Origin of the sequence: Streptomyces sp. NPDC048182 (assembly GCF_043202555.1) — a bacterium.
GTDB lineage: Bacteria > Actinomycetota > Actinomycetes > Streptomycetales > Streptomycetaceae > Streptomyces.
In genome coordinates, this window is the sequence record NZ_JBIDAQ010000005.1 from 291,197 (window position 1) to 310,694 (window position 19,498).

At 75.7% G+C, this 19,498-nt stretch carries 16 protein-coding genes; 7 read left to right on the forward strand and 9 right to left on the reverse strand.

Translation table 11 applies throughout. The annotated features are described in order from the left end of the window. Positions 1-28: 28 nt before the first annotated feature. Positions 29-1,885 (reverse strand): HAD-IIIC family phosphatase, encoded by a 1,857-nt coding sequence (locus ACGFZL_RS12690; RefSeq protein ID WP_393690984.1) that lies wholly within the window; start codon positions 1,883-1,885, stop codon positions 29-31. Positions 1,886-2,150: 265 nt separating this feature from the next. Continuing rightward, a complete protein-coding gene (locus tag ACGFZL_RS12695; RefSeq protein ID WP_393690986.1) occupies positions 2,151-3,185 on the reverse strand; it encodes a 3-oxoacyl-[acyl-carrier-protein] synthase III C-terminal domain-containing protein in 1,035 nt (344 codons plus the stop codon). A 216-nt stretch (positions 3,186-3,401) separates the two neighbouring features. Between ACGFZL_RS12695 and ACGFZL_RS12700 the strand changes: the two genes are divergently transcribed. From ACGFZL_RS12700 to ACGFZL_RS12720, 5 genes are read left to right on the forward strand one after another with little or no spacing between them, the layout of a single operon-like run. Beyond that, positions 3,402-3,638, forward strand: coding sequence for a phosphopantetheine-binding protein (locus ACGFZL_RS12700; RefSeq protein WP_355171159.1), 237 nt, complete (start codon positions 3,402-3,404; stop codon positions 3,636-3,638). Further along, a complete protein-coding gene (locus ACGFZL_RS12705; RefSeq protein WP_393690988.1) occupies positions 3,635-5,656 on the forward strand; it encodes a beta-ketoacyl synthase N-terminal-like domain-containing protein in 2,022 nt (673 codons plus the stop codon). The genes ACGFZL_RS12700 and ACGFZL_RS12705 overlap by 4 nt, the downstream gene beginning before the upstream one ends. Further along, entirely contained in the window at positions 5,656-6,468 is an 813-nt protein-coding gene (locus ACGFZL_RS12710) for a thioesterase II family protein (protein WP_393690990.1), read from the forward strand. The genes ACGFZL_RS12705 and ACGFZL_RS12710 overlap by 1 nt, the downstream gene beginning before the upstream one ends. Continuing rightward, positions 6,465-7,115, forward strand: a complete 651-nt coding sequence (gene phzG, locus ACGFZL_RS12715; protein ID WP_393690992.1) for a phenazine biosynthesis FMN-dependent oxidase PhzG — start codon at positions 6,465-6,467, stop codon at positions 7,113-7,115. The genes ACGFZL_RS12710 and phzG overlap by 4 nt, the downstream gene beginning before the upstream one ends. Positions 7,116-7,155: 40 nt before the next feature. Continuing rightward, positions 7,156-8,046, forward strand: a complete 891-nt coding sequence (locus tag ACGFZL_RS12720) for a PhzF family phenazine biosynthesis protein (protein ID WP_393690994.1) — start codon at positions 7,156-7,158, stop codon at positions 8,044-8,046. Between the two features lie 64 nt (positions 8,047-8,110). Here the strand turns inward: ACGFZL_RS12720 and ACGFZL_RS12725 are convergent, their stop codons facing one another. The 7 genes from ACGFZL_RS12725 to ACGFZL_RS12755 form a co-directional block, all read right to left on the reverse strand. Continuing rightward, positions 8,111-9,517, reverse strand: coding sequence for an FAD-binding oxidoreductase (locus ACGFZL_RS12725; RefSeq protein ID WP_393690996.1), 1,407 nt, complete (start codon positions 9,515-9,517; stop codon positions 8,111-8,113). Between the two features lie 103 nt (positions 9,518-9,620). After that, positions 9,621-11,027 (reverse strand): aldehyde dehydrogenase family protein, encoded by a 1,407-nt coding sequence (locus ACGFZL_RS12730; protein ID WP_393690998.1) that lies wholly within the window; start codon positions 11,025-11,027, stop codon positions 9,621-9,623. Continuing rightward, entirely contained in the window at positions 11,027-12,130 is a 1,104-nt protein-coding gene (locus ACGFZL_RS12735; RefSeq protein ID WP_393691000.1) for a phenazine antibiotic biosynthesis protein, read from the reverse strand. Before ACGFZL_RS12735 ends, ACGFZL_RS12730 begins: the two co-directional genes overlap by 1 nt. 23 nt (positions 12,131-12,153) lie before the next feature. Then, positions 12,154-12,495, reverse strand: a complete 342-nt coding sequence (locus ACGFZL_RS12740; RefSeq protein WP_355171175.1) for a hypothetical protein — start codon at positions 12,493-12,495, stop codon at positions 12,154-12,156. Continuing rightward, positions 12,492-14,498 (reverse strand): anthranilate synthase family protein, encoded by a 2,007-nt coding sequence (locus ACGFZL_RS12745; RefSeq protein ID WP_393691003.1) that lies wholly within the window; start codon positions 14,496-14,498, stop codon positions 12,492-12,494. Before ACGFZL_RS12745 ends, ACGFZL_RS12740 begins: the two co-directional genes overlap by 4 nt. Further along, complete coding sequence (locus ACGFZL_RS12750; RefSeq protein WP_355171177.1) at positions 14,495-15,118, reverse strand: isochorismatase family protein; 624 nt, start codon at positions 15,116-15,118, stop codon at positions 14,495-14,497. The genes ACGFZL_RS12745 and ACGFZL_RS12750 overlap by 4 nt, the downstream gene beginning before the upstream one ends. Before the next feature lie 189 nt (positions 15,119-15,307). Further along, positions 15,308-16,570: a 3-deoxy-7-phosphoheptulonate synthase gene (locus ACGFZL_RS12755; RefSeq protein WP_393691006.1), complete on the reverse strand. Its 1,263-nt coding sequence runs from the start codon at positions 16,568-16,570 to the stop codon at positions 15,308-15,310. A 275-nt stretch (positions 16,571-16,845) separates the two neighbouring features. Between ACGFZL_RS12755 and ACGFZL_RS12760 the strand changes: the two genes are divergently transcribed. Both ACGFZL_RS12760 and ACGFZL_RS12765 read left to right on the forward strand, forming a co-directional pair. After that, positions 16,846-17,931 (forward strand): zinc-binding dehydrogenase, encoded by a 1,086-nt coding sequence (locus ACGFZL_RS12760; RefSeq protein ID WP_393691008.1) that lies wholly within the window; start codon positions 16,846-16,848, stop codon positions 17,929-17,931. Positions 17,932-17,968: 37 nt separating this feature from the next. Next, positions 17,969-19,474 carry a pyridoxal phosphate-dependent decarboxylase family protein gene (locus ACGFZL_RS12765; RefSeq protein WP_393691010.1) on the forward strand — a complete coding sequence of 502 codons (1,506 nt, stop codon included), beginning with the start codon at positions 17,969-17,971 and terminating at the stop codon, positions 19,472-19,474. Positions 19,475-19,498: the final 24 nt, after the last annotated feature.

Consider the following 19,498-nt stretch of genomic DNA (forward strand, 5'->3'; position numbering starts at 1 on the left):
TCCTTTCCGGGTGCCGGTTCTCCGGGTGTCAGTGGCTGTCGGTGGTGGCGTGGGAGATCCAGGCCGGGGGCGCCGGGAGTTCGCCGGTGAGGTCGAGGCGGTACGTGCCCTCGGTGCCGGTCGGGGTGAAGCCGGCGCGCTCCCAGAGGCCGGCGGCGACGCCGTTGCGTCCGGTGTCGCGGTGGCGGCCCTCCAGGGCGACGGCGCCGGCCTCCCGGGCGCGCTCGGCGAGCCAGGCCACGGCGGCCAGTTCGACGTCGCGGCCGAGCACCCGGCAGCTGAGCACGAAGTTCTCCACGGACCAGACCGGCCCGGCGTCCTCCTCGCTCCGCCGGATCCAGGCGGCGCCGACGATGCCCTCGTCGCCGAAGCGGTCACGGACCGCGAAGGAGGCGGCGAACCGGTCGGCGGACTCGGCGGCGGAGCGGGTGCCCGCCTCGTCGTAGCGCTCGCCGGTGAGATTGAACTGGTTGGTGCGCTGCGACAGTTGGGCCATGCGAGCCGCCGAGTAAGGGTCGGCGGGCGCCGGGGTGAGGGTGATGTCCAGGGCGCGCAGGTACTCCTCGGGCGAGCCGAACCCGCCGGAGAAGGCGTGCCGTTCGGCCCGGGTGCGGTACAGGTCCGGGCGGGCCTTGTCGGTGCCGGTCAGTTCGGCGACGTCGAAGAGGCCGCGGCCGAGCAGGGAGCGCACCAGGTGGGCGGGGTCGCCGGCGGCCGGGACGACGGTCGTGCCGGGCAGTTCGTCGGCGACGAGGCCGCATTCGAAGGGCGAGTCGTCCACGAAGACGAAGGAGTCGGTGGACAGGGAGAGCGTCTCGGCGATCTCCCGCAGGTTGGCCGCCTTGGAGGACCAGTTGACGGCCGCCGCGGAGAACGCGTCCTTGCGCAGCAGCATCTCCGGGTGCTCGGCGAGGACCTCGTCCACCGGCTCGGCGTCGTTCTTGCTGACGGCGACGAGCACCACGCCCTGTTCGCGCAGCCGGAGCGCGGTGCGCTGGAACTCCTGGTAGCAGTTGCCCGGGTACAGCCCGCCCAGCTCGACGCCGTGCGGGCCGACCTCGCCGAGGACCCCGCCCCACAGGGTGTTGTCCAGGTCGAGGGCGAGCACCTTGCGGGACAGGCCGAGGGTGGCCTGCGCGTAGCGGCGCACCTCGTCGGCGAGCAGGGCCAGGGCGGCGTCGGTGTAGGGCAGGTCGCCGAAGCGGTGCAGGCGGTCGTCGCGGACGCGGACGGCGGAGTCGGCGAGCGCGCCGGCCAGGTCGGCGACGGCGACCCGGGGGCTCTCCTCGGCGAGGTGCAGCAGGCCGGCGTTGAGGCGGTGCCATGCCTCGGCGAGGGCGGCGCGCTCGCGCCAGCCCAGTACGGTGTCGCGGAGCTGGGCCGGGAGCGGGACGGTGTGCAGGACGACGTCGGCGCCGCCGCGGCTCGCGGCGGCGAGGACGAGGACGCGGAGTTCGGCGAGGCGGGTGTGGATGTGCTCCGCCACGGCGGGGACGTCCTGGGCCGACCAGTCGTCGGGCAGGAAGTACGCGTCGTCCAGGAGGCAGCTCACCAGGTCGGGGGCGTCCTCGGGGCCGGAGGCGAGGGTCATCTCGAACATGCCGTACGGGGCGGTGTCGACCCTCGCGGTGGCGCCCGCGCCGAAGAGGGCGGCGCGGAGGAGGTCGGGGTAGGAGCCGGGGGTGCAGGTGGCGAGGGCCAGGACGTGGATCTCGCGCTGGGTCGTGGTGCCGGGGGCCGGGGTGAACGACTCCAGGATGCGGCCCGCTCGCTGGAGGCGGGCGGGGTCTTCGCATTCCAGGAGGGCGGTGCGGATGTCCGGCGTGGGCGGGGTGCCGTCGGCCACGGCGCTCCGGAGCCGGGGGATCAGATCGGTGCTGGGCATGGGGTTATCCCCTTGTCCTCTCTGCATACGTTCGGGTGGGTGCGGGGGGGGCGTGTCGCGGCCCGGCGCAGCGGGGTGCCGCTGCGCCCACCCGTGCCGCCCCAGCGGCACGACTGCCCGCAGCTACGCGTGGAGGGGGACGGGTGCGGCACGACTGCCCGCAGCTACGGCAGAGGGGTGCGATGTGGCGGGCGGGACTGTATGCCCCAGGGGCGCGGGGAACTGCGCGACCGGCCACGACGGTGCCGCACCCGGAAGACGGGCGTCAGGCTCGCAGAAGCGTGGCGCACCAGCGCATGCCGGTGGAGATGCCGCACAGGGCGATCAGGGAGCCCGGGGTGAGGTCCCCTCGTTCGTGGTGCAGGGCGAGGGAGACCAACTGGTCGGCGGCGCCCATGTGGCCGTGCTCGCGGGCGAAGCGCGCGTTGGTGCGCTCGGCGGGCACGCCGAGCGGGTCGGTGATCTTCTGGATGGCCCCGGGGCGGGCGTCGTTGATGTAGACGGCCCGGTCGATGTCCTCGCGGGTGAGGCCGGCCCGGTCGAGGGCCATGTCGACCGCCTCGACGACGTTGGTGTTGCGGGCCGACAGGAACCGCTCCAGGCGCCGCGGGTCGTTGCCGAAGTGGGCGTGCAGCTTGGCGTAGCCCACCGACTCGGCGCTGGTCCAGCCGGGCGGTGCCACGGGGGCGACGGCGCCGCCGTAGTCGCCGCGGAACCAGTCGCAGACGTCCGGGTCGGAGAAGTGCTCGGTGGCCAGCCAGCGCAGCCCGGTGTGGCCGCGCCGCAGAACCGCCGCGGCGGCGCCGTCGCTGTGCACGCAGTCGTTGATGTTCATGCGGTTGCGGTGGTGCTCGCTGACCCGGTTGACCGCCGCGTACACCACCGTCTCGATGTCCGGGTGCACCGCCATCGCGCCGGCGATGTGCCCGAAGGCGGTGATCCCGGCGCCGCAGCCCTCGTTGTCGAGGAGCAGCGTCTTCGTGCGCTCGATGCCGAGGTCGCGGGCGAGCGCGGCGGAGGAGTCCCAGTAGAGGTACTCGGGCATCTCCGAGGTGGCGAGGACGACGAGGTCGACGTCGGCCGCGTCGAGGCGGGCGTCGGCCAGGGCCTTCCGCGCCGCCTCGGTGGCCAGGTCGACGGCGAAGACGTCGTCGGGGGCCCGGTGGTAGGTGTCGCAGCCCCAGCCCATGACGCGCTCGGGGTCGTCGACGTAGTCCTTCGCCGTCGTCGCGACGTCCCGCTCCTCACCGAACGCGCAACCGAAGTGCGTGACGCCGAAATCGACCAGGGGGTTCGTCATATGCCTCTCCCTCGCATTCCTTTCTCCATAAGGCTCCCGAGGCTAGGGCGGGGGCCGGATTGCTTTCCAGTGTCAGAATTCCGAGCGCTCCATCCGAGCGGTCCAAGGCTGTCCAACCGTTGCGCCGGAGCGGTTGGACACGTCCACGGACCGGCTTTTGACATGGCCTCGGCCCGTCAGTAGACCCTTGTGGATACGTGCGACCGAGGAGGGATCATGACTACAGCGGAGGAAATGCTGCGCGGCATCTGGCAGGACGTGCTGGAAGTGCCGCGTGTCGAGTACACCGACAATTTCTTCGATCTCGGCGGCCATTCCCTGCTGCTGCACACCGTCCGCGAGGAGATGCACACCCGCATGGGCGTCGACGTCCCGCTCACGGACCTCTTCACCTATCCGACCATCGGAGCCGTCGCCACCCATCTGCGCGACCAGGGGGTGGCCGCCCGATGACCGCCGCCACCGACATCGCCGCCACCGACATCGCCGTGACCGGGCTCGCCTGCCGCTACCCCGGCGCCCGGGACCACGAGGAGTTCTGGGACAACCTGGTGGCCGGCCGCGACACCGTCACCCGGGGCGAGGACCGCCCCGCAACTGCGGGCGGCACCTACACACCCGCGCGGGGCGTCCTCGACCGGCCCGAGGAGTTCGACGCGGAGTGCTTCGGCTGCTCGCCGCGCGAGGCGACGCTGCTGAGCCCGCAGCACCGGCTGTTCCTGGAATGCGCCGCCGACGCCCTCGACCACGCCGGGCACGACCCCGGCCGGCACGAGGGCCTGATCGGCGTCTACGCCGGCGGCACCGACACCGGCTACGACCGGACCCTGCGCGAGAACCGGGAGGCGGCCGGGTCGCTCTCCGACCTGGAGATCCTGCTCGGCACGGCGCCCGACTACCTGGCCGGCCGGGTCGCCTACAAGCTGGGCCTGCGCGGCCCCGCCGTGACCGTGCAGGCGGCCTGCGCGACCTCGCTGGTCGCCGTGCACACCGCGGTCCGCGCCCTGCTGGCCGGCGACTGCGACCTGGCCCTCGCGGGCGGCGCGGCGGTGCGCGGCCCGGAGAAGGAGTCGCCGTACACGCCGGGCGGGATCATCTCCCGGTCGGGCGTGTGCCGGGCCTTCGACGCGGCGGCGGACGGCACGGTCGGCTCCGACGGCGTCGGCGTCGTCGTACTGCGCCCGCTGGCCGCCGCGCTGGCCGACGGCGACCGGGTGCACGCCGTGCTGCGCGGCTCCGCCGTCGGCAACGACGGCCCCGACCGGGTCGGCTTCACCGCCCCCGGCGTCCTCGGCCAGGCGCGGGTCGTGCGCGCGGCGCAGCAGGCGGCCGGGGTGTCGCCCGGCAGCATCGGCTACGTGGAGGCGCACGGCACGGCCACGCCGCTCGGCGACCCCATCGAGGTGGCCGCGCTCACCCGCGCCTTCGGGGAGAGCGGCGACGACCGGGAGCGGCCGTGCCGGATCGGCGCCGTCAAGAGCAACATCGGGCACACCGACGCGGCGGCCGGCGCGGCCGGCCTGATCAAGGCCGTGCTCGCGGTGGAGCGCGGGCTGATCCCGCCGACCGCGCACTTCACCGAGCCGAACCCGCAGATCGACTTCGCCGGCACCCCCTTCGCGGTGGCCGAGCGCGCCGAGGAGTGGGACGCCGGAGCGGGACCGCGCCGGGCGGGCGTCAGCTCGTTCGGCATCGGAGGCACCAACGCGCACGTCGTCGTCGAGGAGCCCCCGGCCGCACCGCCCGCCACCACGCCGGACGACGGCGCGCCGCAGCTCCTCGTGCTGTCCGCGGCGGGCCCGGAGGCGCTGTCCGCCATGGCGGACCGGCTGGCGGAGCACCTGCGGGCCCGTCCCGGGCTGCCGCTCGCGGACGTCTGCCGGACCCTCCAGGAGGGTCGCCGGGTGCTGCGCCACCGCGCCTTCGCGGTGGTCGAGGGCACCGCGGACGCCGTCGCCGCCCTCACCGTGGACCGCGCCGCCCGCCTGACCGTCGCGGGGCCGGACGACGACCCGGCCGTCCACGGCGTGCCCGAACAGGCCGGCGCGCTGGCCGAGATCGGCCGGGCCTGGCTGCGGGGCGAGACGCCCGACTGGGCCGGGCTGCACGGGGACGCCCTGCGGCGCCGGGTGGTCCTGCCGGGCTACCCGTACCAGCGGCGGCGGTACGTGGTCGAGGCGCCGGAGCAGCACCCCGAGCCGGCCCCCGAGCCCACCGCCCCGCAGGAGGCCGCCGACGACGACGTCCCCGGCGCCCTCCAGAAGCTGTTCGCGGAGATCCTCGGCCTCCCCGAGCCCGACATCGGCCCGGACGACGGCTTCTTCGACCTCGGCGGGGACTCCCTGGTCGCCGCCCAGCTCCTGGACAAGGTCCGCGCCTCCTACGGCGCCGACCTCGACACCCTCGACCTGTACGACGCGCAGAGCCCCGGCGAACTGGCCGTCCTGGTGGCGGAACGGAGCGACGCCTGATGACGACCGACGTCAAGCGCGGCGGCCGGGTGCTCGTCCGCCGGCACCCCCGCCCCGACGCGACCGGCGAGGTCCTCTGCTTCGCCCACGCGGGCGGCTCCCCCGGCGAGTACGCGCGCTGGTCCGACGAACTGCCCGACGCCGTACGCCTGTCGGCGGTGCAGCTGCCCGGGCGGGGCGCGCGGGCCGCCGAACCGCCGACGACCACCGTCGAGGAGATCGCCGAGGAGGTCGCGGCGACGGCCCGCCCCACCGTGCCGTTCGTGCTGTTCGGGCACAGCTTCGGCGGGCTGCTCGCCCTCGCGGTGGCCCGCACCCTGCGGGCCCGGGGCGGCCCGGCGCCGGAGCGGCTCGTCGTCTCGGCGAGCCCCGCGCCACCGCTCCCGCGCGCCGCCACGCCCCTGCACACGCTGCCCGACGACGCGTTCCTCGCCGAGGTCGAGCGGCGCTGGGGCCGGCTGCCCGACCCGGTGCGGGAGCGCCCGGAGCTGCTGGAGCGGGCGGTGGCCGCCTTCCGGGCCGACGTCACCGCCTTCGAGACCTACCGGTGCCCGCCCGGCGACCCGCTCGACTGCCCCGTCACCGCCTTCGTGGGCGACGAGGAGGAGGACGCGCTCCCGCCCGGCCGCTGGGCCGCCACCACGCGCGGCCCGCTGACCGTGCGGGTCCTGCCCGGCGGCCACTTCTACCTGCGCGGCGAGACCCAACGGGCCGCCATCCTCGCGGAGTTCCGCGCGGCTCTGCACCATCCGACGACCACCGACCCCGGGGCCCCCGAGGCCCCCGCAGCGACGACTGGGAGGCACCAGTGACCAGCACCGCCACGAGCACCACCGCCCCGTCCCCGGCCGGCGTCTTCGACTCGCCCCCGGCCGACCCGCTCGGCCTGTTCCGCGACTGGCTGGCCGACGCCCGCGCGAAGGGCGTCGACGACCCCGGCGCCCTGGCGCTCGCCACGACCGACGCCGATGGCCACGCCGCCAACCGCATCGTGCAGATCGTCGGCACCCCGGACGAGGGCCTGCTCTTCACCACCCACTCCGGCAGCCGCAAGGGCCGCGAACTGGCCTCCGTGCCTTGGGCGTCGGGGGTGCTGTACTGGCGCGAGACGAAGCAGCAGATCATCCTCGCCGGCCCGGTCACGCCGGTCGCCGAGGCCGAGTCCGAGCGGCTGTGGGACTCCCGCGCGAAGGAGACCCACCCCATGTCGGCGGTCTCCCAGCAGAGCATGCCGCTGGACGACGAGGACCGGCTGCGGGCCGCCGCCGAGCGGGTCGCCGCGGCCGGCGGACCGGTGCCGCGCCCGGCCGCGTACACGGGCTACCTGCTCGCCCCGCGCGTCGTGGAGTTCTGGCAGGGCAGCAAGGACCGGCTGCACCGGCGGCTGCGCTACGAGCGCGCGCAGGGCGCAGGACCGGACGCCGGGGCCGGCTGGAGCAGCCGGCGCCTCCAGCCCTGACCGCCCGCCCGCCCGCCCGCCCGCCCAGAGGAGGATCCCGATGACCACCCGCCCCCGCGCCTACGCCGTCGCCGACGTCTTCACCTCCGTACCGCTCGAAGGCAACCCGGTCGCCGTCTTCCTCGACGGCGACGGCCTGTCGGCCGAGCGCATGCAGCGCATCGCCCGGGAGATGAACCTCTCGGAGACCACCTTCCTCATGCCGCCGGCCGCCGACGGCGACCTGCGCGTGCGCATCTTCACCCCGGTCAACGAGCTGCCGTTCGCCGGCCACCCCACGCTCGGCACTGCCTGCGTGCTCGGCTCCTCGCCGGCCGCCGCCGCGCTCCGGGAGCGGATGCCGGGCGGCGGCGTGGACGGCGTACGCCTGGAGACGGCCATGGGCACCGTGCCGTTCACCTTCGAACGGGACGCCGCCGACGGGCGGGTGACCGCCGCCGTGATGACCCAGCCGGTGCCGACCTGGGGTCCGTACGCGGAGGAGGCGCTGCTCCTCGAGTCCCTGGGGCTCCGGGCGAGCGTGCCGCCGGTGGAGATCTACCACAACGGCCCCCGGCACGCCCTGGTCGGACTCCCGGACCTGCCCGCCCTCTCCGCCCTGCGGCCCGACCTGCTGACCATGTCCCGGCTGCCCGACATGGCCGCCAACTGCTTCGCCGGCGCCGACCTGACGTGGCGCAACCGCATGTTCTCCCCCGCCTACGGCGTCAACGAGGACGCGGCCACCGGCTCCGCCGCCGGGCCCCTCGCGGTGCACCTGGCCCGGCACGGCCTCGCCCCGTTCGGCGAGTGGCTCGACATCGAGCAGGGCGTCGAGATGGGCCGCCCGTCGCTGATGCGCGCCCGGGTCACCGGCGGCGTCGCCGGGATCGACCGGGTGGAGGTCGCGGGCGGCGCCGTCACCGTCGCCCACGGCACGCTGACCGCCTGAGCCGGAACACGAAGGGAGGGGCGGGGCCCACGGGCCCCGCCCCTCCTCCACGCCCGCCTGCGGCTCAGCCCGCCGGCGGGATGTTGTACGTGCAGCGGAACAGGTTCTCCGGGTCGTAGCGGCGCTTCAGCTCGCGCAGCCGCCGGTAGTCGGCCGGCTCGTAGGCGTCCCGGACCTGCTCGGTGGTGGTCCGGTCGCCGTAGATGAAGTTGACCCGGCGCCCGACCGTCGCGTCCGCCACGGCCGCGTACACCGCCTCGTGCACCGGGCGCACCGCGTCGGCGCCGCGCTCATCGAGGGCGGACAGCACCCGCAGGATGTACGCCGCGTCCCGGTGCCCGATGGCGCTGGGCACCTCGGGCCGGCGCCGCAGCGCCCCGCCGAGCTGGCGTACGTCGATGACGGCGCCGGCCGGCGCGCCGGGCCCGCCCGCCTCGGCCGCCGCCACGAGGGCGTCCGCGTCGAGGCGGTCCAGGAGCACGTTGCTGCCGAAGTAGGCGTGCGGGACGGGCGGGTCGGCGTAGATGCGGCCCGACTCGGTGTACGGGATCTCGCCGACGTCGTCGATCAGCCGGGGCCCGACGTCCCGCAGCGGCTTGAGCAGCCGCTCCAGGGTGGCGGCGTCGCCGGTGTAGGCGAACCGCACGTGGGCCGCGTACTTGCCGCGCAGCGGCTCCGGCATCGGCGGGATGTCCGGGTACTCCAGGACCGAGACGGAGGCGGTGAGTTCGTCGGGCAGCGTCGCCGACCAGGCGGTGAAGGCGCGCAGCACGTCCGGTACGAGGTCCGCGTCGAAGTGCAGCCCGCCGCCCTGGACGGAGGCGACCGGCACCAGGTCCACCTCGACGGCGGTCACCGCGCCGAAGTTGGCGCCCGCGCCGCGCAGCGCCCAGAACAGGTCGGGGTCGCTGTCGGCGGTGACGTGCCGGGCGCGCCCTTCGGCGGTGACCAGGTCGACGCTGCGCACGTGGTCGGCGGCGTAGCCGAACTCCCGGGCCAGTACGCCGAGTCCGCCGCCGAGCAGGTAGGAGATCGCGCCGACGTTCGGGGCGGAGCCGCTGAGCGGGGCCAGGCCGTGCGGGGCGGCGGCCTCGATGACGCCCTCCCAGCGCACGCCCGCCTCGATGCGGGCGGTGCGGGCGGCGGGGTCGACGGTGACGCCGGTCATCCGGCGGGTGCTGACGAGCAGGGGCCGCTCGGTGACCGAGGCGAGGCCGTGGCCGGTGGCCTGTAAGGCGACGGGCAGGCCGTGCGCGGCGGCGTACTCCACCGCGGCCCGGACGTCGCCGGGCCCGGTGGCGCCGACCACGGCGACCGGGTCGTTGCGGAACGCCTGCTGGAAGCCGTTCTGTTCGCGGTCGTACTCCTCGGTGCCGGGGCGCAGGACGGGGCCCTGGACGCGGTCGGCGAGCGCGTCGAGCGAGGGCGGCGCCTTGGCGGCGGCGTTCTCGTACGCGTCGTGCTGGGTCATCTGATCCTCTCCACTCGTCGGTTGGGGCGCGCGGGCCGGAGCGGGCACGGGAGCGGGCCGGGACGGCCGCCGCACTGCGGTCCGTCCCGGCCCGGGTCCCCGGTCACGCGTATCGGCCGCGCACCACGGTCTTGGACCGCATCAGGAAGCCGGACAGGAAATCGTCGTGCGGCATTCCCGTGTCCGTCCAGTGCGTCGGTACACCCCCGAGGTGGACATTGCTGACCGTGGGCTCGGTCACGACCGCGTCCACCAACTCCTCGTCCTCGGTGAACAGGCCCATGACCAGCGTGTCCTTCAACGGCTCCAGGCCGTCGCGGTCGCGGTCCCAGGGCGCCACCCATACGCAGGGGAACGGCAGTTCGGCACCCAGTTGCTCGGCGTGCGGGCTGTCGAGGAGGTGCACGGCGGGCCCGACGGCGGCGCTGCCGTCGCCGAGGTCGCGCACCATGCGGTCGCCGCCGAGCAGCACGCGGGTGCCCTCGGCGCGGGCGTCGACGTACCGGCGCAGGGCGCGCGCGGCGGAGAGCCGCTGCACCGGCAGCACGGCCCTCTCGTCCTCGGGCGGCAGCGCCGGGAGGGCGGCGAGGCGCTCGGCGAGGGCCTCGGCGACCGGGGCCGGGTCGCCCTCGACCAGCACGCCGGTGGCGTTCACGCAGCCGGTGCCGCCGTGGTGGGCGACGGAGTCGACCAGGGAGTCGAGGCGGGCCCGCCAGTCGCCGTGCCGGTCGAGGAGGACCTTGGAGCGGCCGGGGCGCAGCGGCAGCACCCGGGGATCGTCGGCGTGGCCGCGGATCACCTCGTCGCCGCCGTAGGCGAGGTCGGCGCCGCGCAGCACGGCCTCGCCGGCCTCGTGCTCGGTCGGCAGCACGACGACCTGGTCGTCGCCGAAGCCTGCCGCGCGCAGGGCGGTGACGAGGCGGTGCGGGGTGAACGGCTCGCGCCGGGAGGGGCGGACGGCGACCCGGTAGCCGAGGACGAGTGCCTCGGGCCACAGGGTGTGGGTGCCGGGGTGGTTGCCGGCCGCGTGCACGGCGAACACCTCGCCGCGCCGGGTCCACACCGCGCTGCCGGCCCGGGTGCGCTCGTCGCGCCAGTCGCCGACCGCGCCGGCCGGGCGGGCCGCCGCGACGCCGTCCGCGAGGCGGGCGGTCCGCTGCTCGGCGGTGCGGGTCGCGGCCCGTACGACGGAGATCGGGATGCCGCCCACGCGGCTGACGGCCAACTCGTACTCCGCGACGCTCTGCCCGTCGAGCTCCGCGTGCGCGAACAGCTCGCCGGCCCGGGCCACCGCCCGCACCCGCTCCGCGTACGGCAGCGGGGTGGCGCGGCGCAGCGCGGGCATCGTCCGGTCGACGAACAGGGCGGGTACGGTGCCGAGTTCGGCGACCGGCGCGCCGGTGACGTCGGGGACGGGCTGGGCGGTGCGGGACCGGTAGGGGCCCTTGGCGCCGAGGGCGTCGAGGCGGGGCAGGTTCAGGGTGGCGGTGTCCTGGACGGTGGTGGTCATCAGTACACCCCCTCGATGACGGTCTCCTCCTCGAACTCGGCGACCGGCGCGATGTCGGCCACCGCGTCGCCCGCCCGGCCCTCCGGCGCGGCCAGCCGGGTGGCGAGGTCGCGCTCCAGGTTGTTGGGGAGCAGCAGCGTGCGGCTGACGTGGTTCATCACGACCCGCCCGCGCTCGCCGTACGGCACCCGGCGGCCGGTCGCCGGGTCGATCACGGAGAAGGTGATGTACGGGGAGTACGTGTCGAAGACGCACGGGTCGTCGTCGCCGAGCCCGGCCCGCTCGCCGGCGATGCCGAGGATCATGGTGTTGCCGTAGTGGCCGTACAGGACGGTGTCCGGGAAGACCTCGGTGCGGTACAGGTGCCGGGACTCGGCGTCCAGCTGCGTGCCGCCCCAGCGGATGGCCCGCACCTTGCGGTTGACCAGGTCGACCAGGTCCTCGCGGCGGGCCAGGCGCTCCAGGAGCGGCGGCGTGATGGTGAGCACGCCGATGTCCTGGGTGCGCAGCACCTCGGCGGCCTGGTCGATCAGGTGCTCGGCGTAGGCGTCGGAGGCGTCGCGCTTGCCGGCGGCGATGAGCTTCTTCACCCAGCGCGGGTCGAGGTCGATGCGGTGGCCGACCGTGCCGTGGGTGCGGGCGGACTCCTCGAAGAGCCGGCCCACGAAGTGCGGCCCGGACGGCGTCAGGCCGAGCCACTCGCGGCCCCGCGGGAAGCCGTGCGCGTCGAGGTTGGCGTTGCTCCAGGCGGTGACCCGGTCGAGCCAGTCCTGGTCGCACCAGACCCGCTTGGGCGCCCCGGTGGTACCGCCGCTCTCGAACACCCCGGCGACGGCCGGGCGGCTGCCGAGGCCGCGGGGGACCAGGTCGGCGACGGGCACGGTGCGCAGCTCGCCGGCGACGTTCGGGAAGAGGGCGAGGTCGTCGTGGCTCTTGACGTCGGCGCGCGGGTCGAAGTCGAGGCTCTTCGCCCGGCGCAGCCAGAACGGGCTGCCGGTCTCCGGGTCGAAGTGCCAGTCCATCGCGGCCCGCACGAACGCGTCGGCGTCCGGCTGCCGTTCGGGGTGGAGCGGGATGTCGAGGGCGGTGGTGTCGGCGGGCATGGTGTCGTCTCCTTCCAACGGTCTCAGCGGGCGGCGGCGAGCGCCGGGCCGAGTCCGTCCAGTACGGGGCTGTCGTAGCGGCCCTCCACGGCGGCCTCCACGTCGAAGGCGAACCGGTGGGTGGGCGGGTAGCCGATCAGGTCGACGGCGCGGTTGGGGGGCATGGCGGTGAGCGGGGCCGGGTCCGACTCCCAGAGCATGAGGGCGCCCCAGCGGTTGCCCTCGCGGTCGGCGAGCCAGCACTTCAGGCGCAGGCCCGGCACGTCCCGCCAGCCGTCGGTGCCCTCGTCGCGCAGGTAGGCGCGCAGGGTGTCGACGGTCTGGTCCGATTCCGTCAGGTCCCACCAGGCGAGGGATGCCTTCATGACGTGAGTACCTCCTTCAGCATCGTTCCGGCGACCCGCACCCCGTCCTGGGTGAGCAGGGACTCCGGGTGGAACTGCACGGAGGCGAAGTGCCGTCCGCGCACGGCGTGCACCTCGCCGCTGCCGGGGTCCCGGCTGATGTCCACCGGCCCGAACTTCCCGCCCCGCAGCCGGTCGGCGGGGGCGGACGCGGCGAAGCTGTTGTAGAAGCCGACCCGTTCGCGCGCCCCGAAGAGGTCGATCTCGCGCTGGACGCCCTGGTGCGGGCGCGGCTTGCGCGCCACGTCGAGGCCCAGTTCGCGGCAGAGCACCTGGTGGCTCAGGCAGACCGCGAGGAAGGGCCGGCGCTCGCGCAGCAGCCGGGACACGCAGTCGCGCAGCCGGGCGATCTTCGGGTCGTCGGCCGCGGTGGGGTCGCCGGGGCCGGGCCCCATGACGACGAGGTCGGCGTCCTCGAACGGCTCGGCGCCGTCCTGGGCACGACCGTACGCGAGGGCGCCGCTGTCCAACTCCTCGTGCCCCTGCGGCCTTTCGGGCGGCAGCTCGTCGTGCCGCCGCACGGTGACGTCCATGCCGAGCGAGGCCAGCTGGTGGGCGATCATCGCGGTGAAGGTGTCCTCCGCGTCGACCACCAGGACCCGCCGCCCCGCCAGGGCCGCGTCCGGGGGCTGGGGCGCCGGGCCGCCGGTGAGCCAGAAGCCGGCGACCGTGCGGTTGCGGTCCTCCAGCGCGTCCCGCACCGCGGGGTGGCCGGCGAACTCCACCGGCCGGCCGGCGTCCAGGGCGGCGAGCAGCCCGGCCGCCTTGGCGCGGGTCTCGGCGGCCTCCGAGGCGGGCACCGAGTGGCGCACCAGGGTGGAGCCGAGCCCGATCCGCAGCCGCCCTTCGGCGGAGAGGTCGGCGGTGCGGATGAGGACGGCGGTGTCCAGGGCGGGCGCGCCCCGCTCGTCGCTGCCGATCAGCGCCGCGACCCCGCTGTAGTAGCCGCGCCCCTCGGGCTCGTGGCGGCGGATGACCCGGCAGGCGCTCTCCAGCGGGCTGCCGGTGACGGTCGGCGCGAACAGGGTCTCGCGCAACACCTCGCGCGGGTCGCGGTCGCAGCGGCCCTCGATGTAGTACTCGGTGTGCGCGAGGCGGGCCATCTCCTTGAGGTAGGGGCCGCGGACCCGGCCGCCGCCGGCGCAGATCCCGGCCATCATCTTCAGCTCCTCGTCGACGACCATGAACAGCTCGTCGGCCTCCTTGGGGTCGGCGAGGAACTCCATGACGCCGGGCAGCGTCGGCCCGGACCCCGGGTAGCGGTAGGTGCCGCTGATCGGGTTCATCACGGCGGTGCCGCCGTGCAGGCTGACGTGGCGCTCGGGGCTGGCGCCGACCAGGACGCGCTCGCCGGTGTGCACGAGGAACGTCCAGTAGGCGCCGGTCTCCTGGGCGAGCAGCCGCCGGAAGAAGCCGAGGGCGCCGGTGACGCCGTGGTCGGCCAGGTCGGCGGTGAAGGTCCGCTTGATGACGAAGTTGGCGCCGACGCCGGCGCCGATCTCCTCGTCGAGCACCCGCTCCACGAGCCGTTCGTAGCCGTCGTCGTCCGGCTCGAACCGGCCCCCGCTCGCCCGTACCGGCGTGTCCGGGATGCGGGCGAGGGCGTCGCCCAGCGGCACGGTGTCCTGCTCGGCGACGGTCAGCGCGAGCAGCGGCGTGTCGTCGTCGGGCGCCTCGAAGCCGCGCTCCGCGATCTGCCGGTACGGCAGCAGTGCGAGGACGTCGTGGTGCGGGGCGCCGTCGGCGGGCGGCGCGGGGCGCACCGGCACGTCGGCCAGGGTGTCCACGGCGCGGATGTCGCCGGTGAGGACGTCGACGCGGTCGGGGCCGCCGGTGGCGGGCCGGTGCAGCAGGGCGAACGGGGGCACGCGGCGGTGGCCGGCGGGTCCCGGGCCGGCGTGGGCGGAGGCGTCGAGGAGGCGCTGGAGGAGGTCTCGGGGGGCATGGCCCTCGGTACCGGTCACGGGAACACCTCCGCGGCGGGGAGGACCACGGCGCAGGTGGCGGCGGCGTGCTCCAGCGTGGCGAGGTGGCGTTCGCGGGAGAAGTCGGCCGTGGCGTCGGCCACGACGAAGGTCTCCAGGTCGTGGGTGAACGCCTCCAGGGCGGTGGTCAGCACGCCGACGTGCGCGTACACGCCGGTCACCACCAGCTGGTCGCGCCCTGCCGCCCGCATCCGGGCCAGCAGGTCGGAGCGGTGGAAGGCGCTGTAGCGCCATTTGGTCAGCAGCCAGTCGCCGGCGGCCGGGGCGACCTCGTCGACGACCTCGCGGTCGGCGGGGTCGACCCGCATGCCGCCGCCCCAGAAGTCCCGCAGCAGACCGCGCTGTTCGTCGGTCATGCCGCCGGGCTGGGCGGTGTAGGCGACGGGCACGCCCAGGCGGGCGGCGCGGTCCCGGAGCCGGGCGGTGTTCTGGATCAGGGCGGTGCGGGGGCCCTCGGCGGGCAGGGCGCGCAGGAAGTAGCGCTGCATGTCGTGCAGGAGCAGGACCGCGCGGGCGGGGTCGGGCTGCCAGCCCGGCACGTTGCCGGGCAGCTCCGCGGCGGCGGGTGGTGCGTACGGGGCGATGGTCGGGATGCTCATGGGGGTCGGCCTCCTTCGGGCGTCGAAGTGGGCTGCGTCACTGTGGGCTGCCTCGACGCGGGCTGCGTCGAAGCGGGCTGCGTCGAAGTGCGCTGAGGGACGGCGGCGTCGGACGGGGAGGTGGGGGCCGGGGGTGGCGGATGACGGAGCCGCCGCCCCCGGCCCCCGCCGCACACGGGCGGGGCGTTCTCAGCTGTGCCGCGCGCCGCAGCCGAAGGCCGCGGCCACCGTCGTCGCCTGGCCCGGGTTGAGCCGGGGGTCGCACAGGGACGTGTAGCGGCGGTCGGGCGCCCCGTCGCCGTCGGGCGCGGGACCGGGCACGCACTCGCTGACGTCCTCCGGGGTGGTCTCCAGGTGCAGGCCGGCCGCGGTGCCGCCGGCCGAGCGCACCGCCTGCTCGAAGGCGAGCACCTCGCCGACCACCGTCTCCACCTCCCGCGTCTTGCGGCCGTCGGCGTGCGGGACGGTGTTGCCGTGCATCGGGTCGCTCAGCCAGATCACCGGGTGCCCCGCCCGCCGCACGGCCCTGACCAGCGCGGGCAGCCGCTCGGCGACCAGGTCCTGCCCCATCCGGACGATGAGGGTGAGCCGCCCGGGCGCGCGGTGCGGGTCGAGCCGGACGCACAGGTCGAGCAGGTCCGCGACGGTCGTGGTGGGACCGACCTTGCAGGCGACCGGGTTGACGACCCCGGCGAGCAGCCGGACATGAGCCCCGTCGGGCTGCCGGGTGCGCTCCCCGATCCACGGCCAGTGCGTGGAGCCGAGCACCACGCCGGGGCCGGCCCCGTCGCCCGCCTCGGCCCCGCCGTCGGCGTCGTCCACGTCGTCCGCGAGGCGCAGCATGGACCGCTCGTAGTCGAGGAGCAGGGCCTCGTGGCTGGACCAGACCGGTGGGCCGCCGAGGGCTTCGGGGCCGCCGTCGCCGCCGTCCTCGCGCCAGCCCAGGTGGCGCATCGCCTCGCGGGCCGCGTGGTAACCGGTCAGCAACCGCCAGGGATTGGGCTCGCGGGCGGCGGCCTCGGGCGCCGGGTCGTTGACCATGTGCCCGCGGTAGACGGGCAGCGCGCGGTCGCCGACCAGCTCGGTGGGGCGCGAGCGGGGCTTGGCGAACTGGCCGGCGATCCGGCCGACGCGGACCACCGGCAGGCCGGTGTTCATCCGCACCATGCCGGCCAGGCTGTCGAGGAGCCCGGCCTTGCGGGCCACGGTCGGGGCGGTGCAGTCGGCGAAGTCCTCGGCGCAGTCGCCGGCCTGGACCACGTGGGCGCGGCCCGCCGCGACCTCCGCGAGCTGGCGCCGCAGCGTCAGCACGTCCGCGGTGCGCACCAGCGAGGGCCGGGCGCGGAGTTGTCTGCGGACGAAGGGCAGCCGGTCGTCGCCGTCCCACGGCGGCTGCTGCGCCGCGACGGCCGGGGCCGCGCGGAGCAGGGGGTTCGGTGGTGTGTCGAGCACATTCTGCACAGTCGTCTCCCGGTGTGAGGAACGGGAAGTGAGAGGCACGCGGGCCCGGGCATCGCGCCCCGTGAACTCGTGGGGCCGCGGCCTCACTTACGCAAGCACGCTCCCGGCCCGATGTTCAACTCGGCCTGTTTCGACGGGCGCGGGACCGTCCAACCGGCGAGAGACAGCGGTTGGACGCCCGTCCGGGGACCTGGACGGCATTCCCCTGCGGGGGCCCGCCCGGCCACACTGCGAGGAACCCGACGACTGCGAAAGGCGGATCCCCCATGCCCCGCACGGCGGACACGGTGGTGTACGAACCGACCGGCGGCCTCGCCCTGCGCACCCTCGACGTCCCCCCACCCGAACCCGGCGGCCTGCTGGTACGCGTCACCCGGGCCGGCGTCTGCGGCACCGAGGCGCACATCCTGGCCGGCGAGTTCCCGGCGCCCTTCGCCTTCGCGCTCGGCCACGAGGGCGTGGGCGTGGTGGCGGAGTGCGCGGCCCCCGCCCACGACGCGACGGGGCAGCCGGTGGCCGTCGGGGACACGGTCTACTGGACCCCGTCCCGGCCCTGCCACCGCTGCCGCCGCTGCGTACGGGAGAACGACCCGGCGAACTGCGAGAACGTCGTCCGCCCCCGCCCCCTCGAACCGCTCGGCGCCGCCACCTTCAGCACCCTCGCCCGGCTGTCCCCCGGCACCTCGTTCCACAAGGTCCCCGAGGGCACCCCGCAGGACGCGGTGATCGCCTTCGGCTGCGCCCTGCCGACCGCGCTGCACGGTCTCGACCGGGCCGGCGGCGTCTGTCCGCGCGACGACGTGGTCGTGCTCGGCGCGGGCCCGGTGGGCACGGCCACGGCGTTCGCCGCCCGGCTGGCCGGGGCGCGCCGGATCGTCGTGGTCGGCGGACGCCCCGCCCGGCTGGCGGCGGCCCGCGCCTTCGGAGCCGACGCGGTCCTCTCCCGTACCACCACGACCCGTGCCGAACGCGCCGCCGCCGTGGACCGCCTGCTGGGCACCGGGGGCCGGCGCCTGGTGGTGGAGGCGGCCGGCTCGCTGCCGGCGTTCGAGGAGTCCCTGGCCCTCCTGGGCCGCGACGACCGGCTCCTGGTGATGGGCCTGTGGGCGGGCAGCGGCACGGTCCCGGTCGACCCGTTCCGCGTCAGCCGCCTGGGCCTGCGCATCACCGGCAGCCAACTCGCCCAGCCCGCCCACTACGCCGAGGCCGTCCGCATCGCCACGGACCACCACGCGGCCTACCCGATGGCGTCGTACGTCTCCCACCGCCACCCCCTGACCGCGACCGAGCAGGCGATCAAGGGCATGAGCGGCCCGACGGCGCTGAAGACGGTGCTGGAGCCGAACGGTTAGCCTCGCCTCCCCGCCGCCCGCAGGAAGCGAGAGCGCCATGCCCGCCGACCCCTCCCCCCGGCCCTTCTTCGAGCCCGCCACCGCCCTGCCCCCCACCGGCCGCCCCGCCGCCGGCCTCCTGGCCGAGCTGGACGCCCTGCGTGCCGGGGACGCGCCCACCCGGGGCGGGCGGACCTTCGCGTACGTCTACGACCCGGGCCGGCCCGAGGTGGACGACCTCGCGGCGGCGGCCTATCGCGCCTTCGCGACCGTCAACGGGCTCGACCCGACGGTGTTCCCCAGCGTGGCGCGGCTGGAGAACGAGGTGGTCGGGGCGGTGGCGTCGGTGCTCGGGGCGCCCGGCGCGCAGGGGACGTTCACCAGTGGCGGCACCGAGTCGATCCTGCTGGCGGTGAAGACCGCCCGGGATCACGCGCGGGCGGAACGGGGCGTGCGGCAGCCGGAGTTGGTGCTGCCGTCCACCGCGCACGCGGCCTTCCACAAGGCGGCGCACTACCTGGGCGTGGAGCCGGTCGTCGTGCCGGTCGACCCGGTCACGTACCGGGCGGTGGCGTCGGACCTGACGGCCGCGATCACCGACCGCACCGTCCTGGTCGTCGCGTCGGCGCCGTCGTACGCGCACGGCGTCCTGGACCCGGTGGCGGAGATCGCGGCCGGGGCGGCGGAGCGCGGGGTGCTCTGCCACGTCGACGCGTGCATCGGCGGCTGGTTCCTGCCGTTCCTGGCCCGGGCCGGGCGGCCGGTGGAACCGTTCGGCCTGTCGGTGCCGGGCGTCACCTCCCTCTCCGTCGACCTGCACAAGTACGGCTACGCGGACAAGGGCGCCTCCGTCGTCCTGTACCGGGACGCGGAACTGCGCCGCCACCAGTACTTCGCGCACGCCGGCTGGCCGGGCTACCCGGTGGTCAACCCGACCGCGCAGGGCACCAAGCCGGGCGGGCTGCTCGCCCAGGCGTGGGCGGTGCTCCGGCACCTCGGCGAGGACGGGTACACCGAGCTGGCCCGGCGCGTGGCCGGGGCCGCCGGCGAGGTGCTGGCCGGGCTGCGGGCCACCGAGGGCGTGCGCGTGCTGGGCGAACCGGCCGGCAGCCTGGTCGCGTTCACCGTCACCGACGCCGCGGACGCGCCCGACCTCTCCCTCGTCCTGCACACCGCCGACGAGATGCGCGCCCGCGGCTGGTACCTCCAGCCCCAGCTGTCCCACGCCGGCCTCCCGCCCAACCTCCACCTCACCCTCACCCCGGCGACCGCTGGCCAGGTCGGCGCGCTCCTCACCGACCTCACCGACGCGCTCTCGGCGGCCCGCGCCCTGGCGCCGGCCACGGTCGACCCGGCCCTGCGCGAACTGGCCGCCGCCCTCGACCCGGACGCCCTCACCCCGGAGGAGGTCGCGGGCTTCCTGGCCTTCGCGGGTCTGGCGGGTGACGGGGCGCAGGGGCTGCCGACCCGGATGGCCCCGGTGCTCGCCCTGCTGGACGCGCTGCCGCCGCGCCTGAAGGAGCGGCTGCTGGCGGAGTTCGTGGGGTCCCTGTTCCGCGTCTGAGCAGCCGGACCCAGTCGGCGTGAG

Bases quoted from the DNA above. Each gene is read 5' to 3' on its own strand.
- ACGFZL_RS12730 (WP_393690998.1), bottom strand. From the start codon at position 11,027: ATGACCACCACCGTCCAGGACACCGCCACCCTGAACCTGCCCCGCCTC.
- ACGFZL_RS12735 (WP_393691000.1), bottom strand. From the start codon at position 12,130: ATGCCCGCCGACACCACCGCCCTCGACATCCCGCTCCACCCCGAACGG.
- ACGFZL_RS12700 (WP_355171159.1), top strand. From the start codon at position 3,402: ATGACTACAGCGGAGGAAATGCTGCGCGGCATCTGGCAGGACGTGCTG.
- ACGFZL_RS12720 (WP_393690994.1), top strand. From the start codon at position 7,156: ATGACCACCCGCCCCCGCGCCTACGCCGTCGCCGACGTCTTCACCTCC.
- ACGFZL_RS12690 (WP_393690984.1), bottom strand. From the start codon at position 1,885: ATGCCCAGCACCGATCTGATCCCCCGGCTCCGGAGCGCCGTGGCCGAC.
- ACGFZL_RS12765 (WP_393691010.1), top strand. From the start codon at position 17,969: ATGCCCGCCGACCCCTCCCCCCGGCCCTTCTTCGAGCCCGCCACCGCC.
- ACGFZL_RS12705 (WP_393690988.1), top strand. From the start codon at position 3,635: ATGACCGCCGCCACCGACATCGCCGCCACCGACATCGCCGTGACCGGG.
- ACGFZL_RS12760 (WP_393691008.1), top strand. From the start codon at position 16,846: ATGCCCCGCACGGCGGACACGGTGGTGTACGAACCGACCGGCGGCCTC.
- ACGFZL_RS12750 (WP_355171177.1), bottom strand. From the start codon at position 15,118: ATGAGCATCCCGACCATCGCCCCGTACGCACCACCCGCCGCCGCGGAG.
- ACGFZL_RS12695 (WP_393690986.1), bottom strand. From the start codon at position 3,185: ATGACGAACCCCCTGGTCGATTTCGGCGTCACGCACTTCGGTTGCGCG.
- ACGFZL_RS12725 (WP_393690996.1), bottom strand. From the start codon at position 9,517: ATGACCCAGCACGACGCGTACGAGAACGCCGCCGCCAAGGCGCCGCCC.
- ACGFZL_RS12710 (WP_393690990.1), top strand. From the start codon at position 5,656: ATGACGACCGACGTCAAGCGCGGCGGCCGGGTGCTCGTCCGCCGGCAC.
- ACGFZL_RS12740 (WP_355171175.1), bottom strand. From the start codon at position 12,495: ATGAAGGCATCCCTCGCCTGGTGGGACCTGACGGAATCGGACCAGACC.